A 10,081-nucleotide genomic window follows, 5' to 3' on the forward strand; every position below is an offset into this window, starting at 1 on the left:
GTTGCACTCAAGTGGACTTGAGCGTGAATCCTTTCTACGCCCCCGTAGAAAGGCCCGCCATGTCGACAGCATCCGCACCAGCACCCGCCCGGCCGGCACCCGCCCGCCCTCCTGCGTCAGGCGGCACCGCGGCGATCCTGCTGGTAGTCGGCTTCGTCCTGCTCAGCCTCAACACCCGCGTCGCGTTCGGCCAGATCGGCCCGCTCGCTCCGGTGGCCGGCTTCAGCAACCGCACGGTGACCGTCCTCGGTGTGATCCCGCCACTGTGCATGGGACTGTTCGCACCGCTCGCGGTGCCGGCCCGACGCCGGTTCGGCGACGAACGCGCACTGTTCGCCGCGAGCGTGGTCGTGTTGGCGGGCGCGGTGGTGCGCATGCTCGGCATGCCCGGCCTGTTCGTGGGCACCGTCGTCGTCGCGGCGGCGATCGCCGTCGTCAACGTGCTCATCCCCGTCTTCGTCCGGACCCGGTTCGCGCCCAACAGGATCGGCGTGATGATGGGCGTCTACGCGCTGTCGATGGGCGCCGGGTCGGCGATCGTGGCCGCGCTGATCGTGCCGGTCTGGCGCGCCGCGGGCCAGTCCTGGCCGACGGCGATCGGCATCGCCATCGTACCGGCACTGCTGGCGGTCGCGGGCCTCGTTCCGCAGCTGAACTGCTCGGCCGCAACGGATCCCACGACCACACAGGCTCCGGCGCCGAAGCACCGCGTGCACCGGACGCCGCTGGCCTGGAGCCTGACCATCTTCTTCGGCCTGCAGACGCTGCTGTTCTACACCGTGCTGGCCTGGCTGCCGTCGATCCTGGTCGCCGCCGGGCTCGCGAAGTCGTCCGCGGGTGGCATGCAGGCGCTGTTCATCGTCGGCGTGTCGATCGGCGGACTGGTGGTGCCGTTGCTGGCCGGCATGCGCGAGGACCAGCGGCCGCACATCATCGGGACGATCATCCTCGGCGCGGCCGGTGTCGTCGGCCTGCTGTGTGCACCCGCCGCGGCCCCGCCGGTGTGGGCGGTGCTGCTCGGCATCGGACTCGGCTCCGGGCAGGGACTGTCGGGCGTGCTGTTCACCCGCCGGGGCAGCGACCACCATCACGTGACCGCGCTGTCGACGATGGCGCAGACCGTCGGCTATCTCATCGCCGCGGTCGGGCCGCTGCTGGCCTCGTGGATCCACGACCGCACCGGCGGCTGGACCGCACCGCTGGTGACGTTCCTGGTGCTGCTCGCGGTCAACGCCGTGTGCAGCCTCCGCGCCGGACACGACGGATGAAGGCGCTCACCCCAGGCATTTGTCGAGGTCGGCGTGCAACTCGGCACCGGTCGCATAGGGCAGCATCGGCCAGTGGGTGAGTCCGGCGGCCACCTCGTCGACCGAGAACACCGGTCCGGGCGCCTCGAGATTCGACAGCGACCACGCACCGGTCCGCTCGCCACCGGAACCCTGCACCCGCAACTCCACCAGGACCGTACCGGCGACGTCGTTGCGAACGGCGGCCGACTTCGTCACGTCGAGCGTTCCGCCGGGCGCCCCGCGCTCGATCTGCTCGACCGCCGCATCCGGGACCGTCAGGCAGCGCGCCGACGAATCGGAGTCGCACGCCGACACGCCCACCGCCGCGAGACCCGCGGCGGCGAGCACCGCACCTGTACGAAGAAAAGCCATGCGCCCCACGCTACGCGTCGCGCCGACGGGGTCCGAATCCCCTCAGACGCCCAGGAAGGCGAACGGATCGGCATCGGCGAAGTCATCGGTTACGTTGCGCGCGTATGAATTCCGTTGGTCAGGACCGAGTTCGAGTCGACGCACCCGCGCCCCCTCGGCGAAGTCCACCGCCTTGAGGTCCACCCAGAACGACGACGGCGACAGCGCGGACTCGAAGAAGTAGAGCAGCCGCTTGTGATCGGCGATCGTGCGCCACCGCGTCGAGGAGATGTTGGGCTCGTCCGGCGTCGAGATCCCGTACGGCACCGAGGCATTGCGGATCACGCTGGACACCGACGCCAGGGCCACCTCGGGGTCGTCCGTCTGCGGCACCGCGTCGACGTAGAAGGAGGCGCGGACGAACCGGTCGGCGGCGCGGTTGGTCCCGGGCAGCATGACGACGCCGCTGATCTGCTCCCAGTACGCGCGGACGGCGAGTTGCTGGTCGAACACCGGCGAATTGGTCATCACCTGGTGGTCCCGGCTGTGGTGGATGACCTGCCGGCCGTCGATGTACTCGATGATCGCGCTGTCGCCCGTGGCGTCGGACAGCGACATGTGCAGCGTGGCGAGGCGATCCTCGCCGGGCACCCCGCCGGTGACCACCGCGAACGGTTCGTCGCCGAGCGCGGCGATGGCCTCCGCGACGGTGGCGAAGCGGTCGAGCACGTACTGCGCCCAGATCGAGATGGACAGTCCGGGTCCGGACCCGTCGTACTGTGGGTAGTCGGATTCGGCCAGCCACAAGAGGTTTGCCGAGAGTCCGGCCTCGTTCATCCCGTCGGTGGTGCACATGTCGTACGCCGAGGCGACGACGCTGCCGTACCGCGAGGTCCACTCGACCGAACGCGGTCCGGCCTGCCCGGCGCGCTCCATCCCCCGCGGAAAGATCCACAGGTTGGTGCCGACGTCGACCTTCCAGTCCATCGACCGCGCGGTCAGCACGGTGTCCTGCGGACCCAGGTAGACCAGTCGGGTACACATCGTCGGCGGCTCCTTCGCTCGGTCGGTGCTTCTCGGTCGGCCTTCAGTATCGGTGCTCACCGCCCTCGGGGTCGGCGAATCGGCGGCGATCAGCGGCCACGGCAGTGGCTCCCCCGCTTGCCCCCTGTGCGGTTCCCGCAGTGGTTCCCTCTGTGCCGCTTCCGGCGCACAATTGGGACGGGTTCCCACGGGGAGGATTCGATGGACAAGTCGTCGATGCCCCGTCGGCATGCGGCCACGGCGCGCCTCGAGCAGTTGCTCCGACCCGAGACGACCGCGGTCCCGTCGACGGCGGGCTATCTGGACACCATGCCCGGCGAGGTCGTACCGCCGCCCGGTCGCGCCCAGGCCGCGTGGCAGAACCGCTTCGGTTCGGCCGCCTGGCAGCGAATACAGCGGGTGATGGCCGCGTCGTTCGTACCCGGATACCGCAGGGTCGCCGATCAGTTGCGGCTGCGGCCGGGGCAGACCGTCGTCGATGTCGGGTGCGGCCCGGGCAACGTCACCGTCCGGCTGGCCGAGGCGGTCGGCGACGACGGGCTGGCGGTCGGGGTGGACCTGTCCGGGCCCATGCTGGAGCTCGCGGCCCGGCAGGCCCGCCCGAACATGGGGCTGCTGCGCGCCGACGCGACCGGGATCCCGCTGCGTGACCACTGCGCCGAGGCAGCCTGCGCGACGGCGGTCGTGATGCTGGTCCCCGAGCCGGTCGAGGCACTCGCGGAAATGGTCCGGATCGTGGTCCCCGGCGGCTGGCTGCTGGTCATGGTGCCGTGCCGGCCGGTCGGCCGTCTGGCGGCGCTGACCGGTCCGTTGGTCGACGCGACGTCGCGGTTCGGCGGCGCCCGGATGTTCACCCCCGACGAGCTGCAGGGACTGCTCGAGCGGCTCGGCTGCGAACAGGTCGGCAGCGAGGTGACGTTCAACATGCTCACCGTGTATGCCCGCACCGCCGACGAATCCGCCTGACGATCCAGTTGCACTTCCCCTGGCGAGGCTCATCGCGGGCTGTTATTGTTTGTCGTACAAACAACAATGGAGGCGTTGTGACCACCCCCCGATCCCGCGGAGCCGTCCCGTCCGGTCGCGCGTCGCGATCGTCGGGGCGGCAGACCCGGTCCGCACTGCTGCGGGCCGCGACCGACCTGTTCCTCGAACACGGGGAGTCGGTGCCGCTGTCGGAGATCTGCTCGCGAGCCGGCGCGCACCCCAACCAGGTCACCTACTACTTCGGCTCGAAGGAACGCCTGTTCGTCGAGGTCGCGTGCGCGGCGGTGCTGCGGGCCGGTCGGCATGCGGAAGAGTCCGCGCTGGGCGCCGACACCGTCCGCGGGTACACGCGCACGCTGGTGTCGACGCTGCTCGGACCCGACGCGCCGAGCGTGCGACTGTTCGTGGCGGCGATGCTGCTCGCCAGTCGCCGGCCCGGGCTGGACGAATTGATCACCGAGGCCCTCACCACGCTGCACGCCGCGGGCGAGCAGGCCCTGATCCGAACCCTGGAGAGCAGGGGCTGGGTGCTGCGCGCCGGCGTCGACGTGGAGGCCCGCGCCTTCTGGTCCGCGATCTTCGGACTGGCCATCCAGAAGGCTGCCACCGAGGACCGCTTCGGCTACTCGCTCGAGGATGCGGTGACGGTGGTGTTCACCCACCTGCAGATCCCCGAATCGGTGCTGGACAGCGCCCTGAACTGATCGACCGCGAACTTCTCGCACATTGGAGAACCACGATGGACATGCTCGGCGCCTTCGACAGCAACGTCCGTAAGACCCCCGCCAAGGACTTCCTGCGTCAGGACGGGGAATCCGTCACGTACGCAGACGCTTTCGAGCACACTCGGCGTGCTGCTGCGGCACTGCGCGACCTCGGGGTCCGGTCCGGTGACCGCGTCGCGCTGATGTGTTTCAACACGACCGGATTCGTCTACGCCATGTTCGGGGCCTGGCGTCTCGGCGCGACCGTCGTGCCGGTCAACCACAAGCTGCAGGCGCCGGAGGTCGACCGGATCCTGGGCCACTGCCGGGCGTCGGTCTGCATCGCCGACGGCGCGCTCGGTCCGGTGCTCGACGGGCTGCGAACGTCGCTCCGGTTGGCCACCACCGACAGTCGCCACGACGGGCTCGCACACTTCGACGACCTGGTCGCCGCCGCGGAGGGCATCGACGGCACCGCGCCGGCCGAATCCGATCCGGCCGAGATCCTCTACACCTCCGGGACCACCGGTGCGCCGAAGGGCTGCGTGCACAGCCATCGCGGGGTGACGCTGACGGCGATGGTCGCCGCGCTGGGCCTGTCGATCACCCGCGAGGAGCGGTTGCTGATGGCGGTGCCGATCTGGCATGCCTCGCCGCTGAACAACTGGCTGATGAGCACGACCTACATGGGCGGCACCGTCGTCCTGCTCCGCGAGTACCATCCGCAGAAGTTCCTGGAAACGGCTGCGCAGGAGCGGATCACCCTGTGCTTCGGCCCGCCGGTGATCTACACGACCGCGATGAACGCGGTCCCCGACTTCGACAGCTACGACCTGAGTGCCGTGCGGGGATGGATCTACGGGGGCGGTCCGATCGGGGCAGACGTGGCACGCCGGCTCGTCGACAGCTACCGCACCGACCGCTTCTTCCAGGTCTACGGGATGACCGAGACCGGACCACTCGGCAGTGTGCTCTACCCCGAAGAGCAGGTGTCCAAGGCCGGTTCGATCGGGCGAGAGGCGCTACCCGGGGTGGACATGCGCGTGGTCCGACCGGACGGCGCCGATGCCGCCGACGGTGAGGTCGGCGAGATCTGGCTACGTACCGAGACCGTGATGCTCGGCTATCTCGACGCCCCCGGGGCCACCGCGGAGGCGTTCGCCCAAGGCAATTGGTACCGCACGGGCGACATCGCCCGCGTCGACGAGGACGGCTACCTGTTCATCGTCGACCGCGCCAAGGACGTCATCATCACCGGCGGTGAGAACGTCTACTCGAAGGAGGTCGAGGACGCGATCACCGCTCACCCCGACGTCCTCGACGTCGCCGTGATCGGCCGGCCGCACCCGGAATGGGGTCAGACCGTCGTCGCGCACGTCGTGATCCGCGAGGGCGCCGCCGTGAACGGGGATACGTTGCGCGCCTTCCTCACCGACCGACTGGCCCGGTACAAGGTCCCGCGCGGGTATGTCTTCGCCGCGGCCATCCCGCGTACCCCCAGCGGCAAGGCGCAGAAGCACCTGCTCCGCACCGCCTGATATCGGCCCCTCCCACTCCGCCACACCGAATGAGGAACACCATGACCGTCACCCCGCACCGCGACGTCACCCATCCCGCCCCGCACGTGACCCACGAGGTCCTCAACCAGGCCACCGCACGGGTCGACGTCAACGAGTACACGCTGAACGCGGTGCTCACCGAGGCGGTCGACCGCCACGACGGAGGTTGGGCTGCAACCGAGTTGACCGAGATCGGCGAGTACGTCGGCACCGAGTCGTTCCAACACGATGCGGAGCTCGCCAACACGATCACCCCGCAGCTGCACACCTTCGACCGCTGGGGCCACCGCATCGACGAGGTCGAGTACCACCCGGCCTATCACCGGATCATCTCGGCCGCGGTCGCGCACGGTGCGCACACCCGCTCGTGGGCGGACCCGCGTCCGGGTGCGAATGTCGTTCGCGCTGCGGCGTTCATGATGTTCTCTCAGATCGAGCCGGGCCACGCGTGCCCGGTGTCGATGACGCACGCCGTGATCCCGTCGCTGCAGCTGCAGCCAGATGTCGCCGCCCAGTGGGTGCCGCGGGCGCTGTCACGGTCCTACGAGCCCCGATTGGACGCTCCCGCAAAGCAGTCGGCGATCTTCGGCATGTCGATGACCGAGAAGCAGGGCGGCTCGGACGTCCGCGCGAACACGACGGTCGCGGTGCCCGCGGGTGCGGGCGGCCCCGGCGCCGAGTACCTGCTCACCGGGCACAAGTGGTTCTGCTCCGCGCCGATGTCCGACGCCTTCCTGGTGCTCGCCCAGGCGAAGGGCGCTGCGGGCGAGGGATTGTCATGCTTCCTGCTGCCGCGCATCCTTCCCGACGGCACCCGCAACGTGTTCCGTATCCAGCGACTGAAGGACAAGCTGGGCAACAAGTCCAACGCCTCCTCGGAGATCGAACTCGACGGCACCGTCGGCGTGATGGTCGGCGAGCCCGGCCGCGGCGTGCGCACGATCATCGAGATGGTCGCCCGGACGCGGCTCGACTGCATCCTCGGGTCGACCGCAGGCATGCGCCAGTCGGTGGCCGAGGCACTCTGGCACGCCCGGCACCGGGCCGCGTTCGGCCGGACGCTGGCCGATCAGCCCGCGATGGCCGCGGTGCTCGCCGACCTCGCGCTCGAGTCGGAGGCCGCCACGGTCACCGCGATCCGGCTGGCCCGGGCACACGATGAGGACGCCGGCGATCAGGAGCGCGCGTTCCGGCGGCTCGCGACCGCTGTGGCCAAGTACTGGATCTGCAAGCGCGGGCCGCACCACGCCTACGAGTCGCTCGAATGCCTCGGCGGCAACGGCTATGTCGAGGACTTCCCGCTGGCGCGCCGGTACCGGGAGCAGCCGGTGATGGCCGTCTGGGAGGGCTCGGGCAACGTGATCGCACTGGACGTGCTGCGTGCGATGACCCGGGAGCCGGAGTCGGTTGCCGCGTTCGACGCCGAGGTGAGTCTCGCTCGGGGCGCGAACGCGACGCTCGATGCCCATCTCGACCGGGTGCGCATCCAACTCGGGGAGCTCACCGGGGTCGCGCCCGAGCAGGCGCAGTTGCGGGCCCGCACGGTCGTCGAGTCGATGGCGCTGGCGCTGCAGGCGTCGCTTCTGGTGCGCTTCTCCCCCGCCGCCACGTCCGACGCCTTCATCGCGGCCCGGATCGGCGAGAGCCGCGGGCACGAGTACGGCACGCTGCCCGCCGGGGTGGATACGCGCGCGATCCTGCTGCGGCACTGAGTTCTTCTCGCCGTGGTGGAACGGTTCTTCTCGCCGTGGTAGAACGAATTACAGTTTGCTGCACACCGAGCGTCAGGAGTCCGACCGTGTCCACCACTGGAGCGGTGCCCACCGCGTTCTTCAGCCGTGCCGGCGACGTGTTCACGCCGCTGCGGCCCGCCACGAGCAACTGGTCACCCGACATGATCCACGGTGCCTCTGTGTGCGGTCTGCTCGCCCGGGCACTCGAAGCCGCGGGCGGCGGGGAGAATTTCATTCCGACCCGGCTGACGGTCGACATGTTCCGACCGGCGCGCACCTCTCCGCTGACCACCTCGACCACCACGGTGCGCGACGGCAACCGTATTCGCGTCGTCGATGCGGAGGCGATCCAGAACGGCGAGACGGTGGCCCGTGCGTCGGCCGTCTTCCTTCACCGCTCGGCGCCGCCGCCCGGCGAGATGTGGACGCGGGAAGAACACCCCGTGCCCCCGTCCGTCGACCTGGCGCCGCCGTCGGACCACCCGACCGCACCCTGGTTCGGCAGCGACGGACACCCGGACGGCTGGTCCAACTCACTCGCCGGCCACCAGGGAGCCAGCCGCAAGCGCATGTGGACGCACCAACTCGGCGTCGTCGAAGGCGAGGCGCCGTCCCCGTTCGCGCGCGCCGCCATGATCGGTGACGCGACCAGCCTGCTCACCAACTGGGGCTCATGCGGCGTCGGCTACATCAACGCCGACCTGACCCTTACGCTGTGCCGGGTTCCCGAGGGTCCGGAACTGGGGCTCGAGGCCGACAACCACGTGAGCGCCGACGGCATCTCGGTCGGCACCGCGACCATGTACGACCGACACGGATCGCTCGGCACCTGCGTGGTCACCGCGCTGTCGAACGTGCAACGCCAGATCGACTTCACCGACGAGGCGCACACCCCGCACGCCATGCGATGACCGTGTCCTGACCCCACACAACGCCGGCGCCACAACAATCCGGCCCCGCAACAATCCGGCCCCGCAACAATCCAGCCCCACAACCGTCCAGCCCCACAACCGTCCAGCCCCAGTGCCGTGCGCCGCCGCACGGGCGTGCCGGATACAGGGGCCGTGCCGGGAAGATCGCGCCTATCCGCGCTCCCGTTCGACGACCCACGCGGCGATCTGCGCACGAGTCGTGAACTGCAGCTTGCTCAGCACGTGCTCGACATGCCATTCGACGGTGCGCTGCGAGAGGACGAGTTTGTCGGCGATGGCCCGGTTGGTCATGCCCTGGGCGACCAGTTCGGCAACCTGCTGTTCGCGTTTGGTCAGCGGTGACGGCGCCACATCTTTCTGCGCCTCCTGCTGCGGCACTCGCTCCGGGGCCCGCTCCTCGAGCGCGAAGGCGACCGCCTCGTCGATGTCGAACTCGTGGCCGCGGCGCAGCGCCGCCTCGTAGGCGCGCGAACTCAACGCCTTCGCCGCGTATTGCTGCGCCTGCGTGTGGTGGCCGAACATCTCGATCAGCGCGGCCGCCTGCGCGCCCTCCGATTCCCCCACCGCCGAGGCGGCACCGACCAGCACCGCTGCGCGTTCCGGCTGCTCGTTCTCGGCGGCGACGAGTGCCAGGGTGGCCAGGCACGTTCCCACCACCGGCCGATCCTCGATCATCCGCGCCAATCGCAGCCCTTCTTTGACGAATACCGGCCCGCGTTCGAGGTCGCCACGCTCGACCGCCGTGTAGCCGAGTTGCGAGAGCGCGTACGACCGATAGACCGACTCCCCCCGCTCCTCGGTGAGCTTGCGTGCCTGCTCCTGACAGTCGGCCGCACTCTCCGGCTCCTGCAACAGCCCCTTCGCGGCGCCGAGCGCCAACAATGCGGACACCTGGTGCAGCACATCCCCGGACTTCTCGAACACCGGCAACACCCGCCCCAAATGCGTGACCGCGCCGGCGAAGTCGCCGGAGAACAGCGCGAGAATCCCTCCAGCCGCGGTGACGAGCGCATGCAGCGTCTCGTCGTCGACCTCGTCGGCAATGGCGCGTGCTTCCTCGAGAATGCCCCGCCCGGCCTCGGCATTCATCTGCATCGCGGCCAGCACGGTGTCCTCGCTCAGGGCCATGGCGCGCACCATCGGATGACCGCCCGGCTTCGCCAGCGCCCGGCCGAGCCAGTAGCGGGCCTCGGTGATCCGCTGTCGGGCCACCCAGAACTCGTAGAGACTCGCGGCGAGGCGTAGTGCTGCGCCCGCACCATCGGGTTCGGACAGTGAAAACTCCATGGCCTCACGCAGATTGGCCTGTTCACGATCGAGCCGGTCGAGCCATTCGAGTTGCCCGGGACCGATCCACTCCGTGTGCGCCCGCAACGCCAACCGCTCAAACCAATCCCGATGCGCCCGCCGCACCCCCAACTCGCCACCACCACCACGGAGGCGTTCACGCCCATACTCACGCAACGTCTCGAGCATCCGATA

At 69.7% G+C, this 10,081-nt stretch carries 9 protein-coding genes; 6 read left to right on the plus strand and 3 right to left on the minus strand.

What is annotated here, in order from left to right:
* Positions 1 to 59 precede the first annotated feature (59 nt).
* Entirely contained in the window at positions 60 to 1,268 is a 1,209-nt protein-coding gene (locus G4X40_RS10795) for an MFS transporter (RefSeq protein ID WP_277832339.1), read from the plus strand.
* Positions 1,269 to 1,274: 6 nt separating this feature from the next.
* Here G4X40_RS10795 and G4X40_RS10800 read toward each other — a convergent pair whose 3' ends face one another.
* Positions 1,275 to 1,661: a hypothetical protein gene (locus tag G4X40_RS10800; RefSeq protein WP_277832340.1), complete on the minus strand. Its 387-nt coding sequence runs from the start codon at positions 1,659 to 1,661 to the stop codon at positions 1,275 to 1,277.
* 42 nt (positions 1,662 to 1,703) lie between these two features.
* Positions 1,704 to 2,684 (minus strand): linear amide C-N hydrolase, encoded by a 981-nt coding sequence (locus tag G4X40_RS10805; protein WP_277832341.1) that lies wholly within the window; start codon positions 2,682 to 2,684, stop codon positions 1,704 to 1,706.
* A gap of 201 nt (positions 2,685 to 2,885) precedes the next feature.
* Between G4X40_RS10805 and G4X40_RS10810 the strand changes: the two genes are divergently transcribed.
* The 5 genes from G4X40_RS10810 (at position 2,886) to G4X40_RS10830 (ending at position 8,578) form a co-directional block, all read left to right on the plus strand.
* Positions 2,886 to 3,650, plus strand: coding sequence for a class I SAM-dependent methyltransferase (locus G4X40_RS10810; protein ID WP_277832343.1), 765 nt, complete (start codon positions 2,886 to 2,888; stop codon positions 3,648 to 3,650).
* A 77-nt stretch (positions 3,651 to 3,727) separates the two neighbouring features.
* Positions 3,728 to 4,375, plus strand: coding sequence for a TetR/AcrR family transcriptional regulator C-terminal domain-containing protein (locus tag G4X40_RS10815; RefSeq protein WP_277832344.1), 648 nt, complete (start codon positions 3,728 to 3,730; stop codon positions 4,373 to 4,375).
* 35 nt (positions 4,376 to 4,410) lie between these two features.
* The gene (locus tag G4X40_RS10820; RefSeq protein WP_277832345.1) at positions 4,411 to 5,913 is read left to right on the plus strand and encodes a class I adenylate-forming enzyme family protein; all 1,503 of its coding nucleotides are present in this window, start codon (positions 4,411 to 4,413) and stop codon (positions 5,911 to 5,913) included.
* Positions 5,914 to 5,954: 41 nt separating this feature from the next.
* Positions 5,955 to 7,646, plus strand: coding sequence for an acyl-CoA dehydrogenase family protein (locus G4X40_RS10825; RefSeq protein WP_277832346.1), 1,692 nt, complete (start codon positions 5,955 to 5,957; stop codon positions 7,644 to 7,646).
* Positions 7,647 to 7,732: 86 nt separating this feature from the next.
* Positions 7,733 to 8,578: a thioesterase family protein gene (locus tag G4X40_RS10830; RefSeq protein ID WP_277832347.1), complete on the plus strand. Its 846-nt coding sequence runs from the start codon at positions 7,733 to 7,735 to the stop codon at positions 8,576 to 8,578.
* Between the two features lie 171 nt (positions 8,579 to 8,749).
* On the opposite strand, the gene G4X40_RS10835 is transcribed toward G4X40_RS10830, so the two are convergent.
* Positions 8,750 to 10,081: LuxR C-terminal-related transcriptional regulator (locus tag G4X40_RS10835; protein ID WP_277832348.1), on the minus strand; the 1,332-nt coding region annotated here is incomplete at its 5' end.

Origin of the sequence: Speluncibacter jeojiensis, from assembly GCF_029589495.1 — a bacterium.
Classification (GTDB): domain Bacteria; phylum Actinomycetota; class Actinomycetes; order Mycobacteriales; family Mycobacteriaceae; genus Speluncibacter; species Speluncibacter jeojiensis.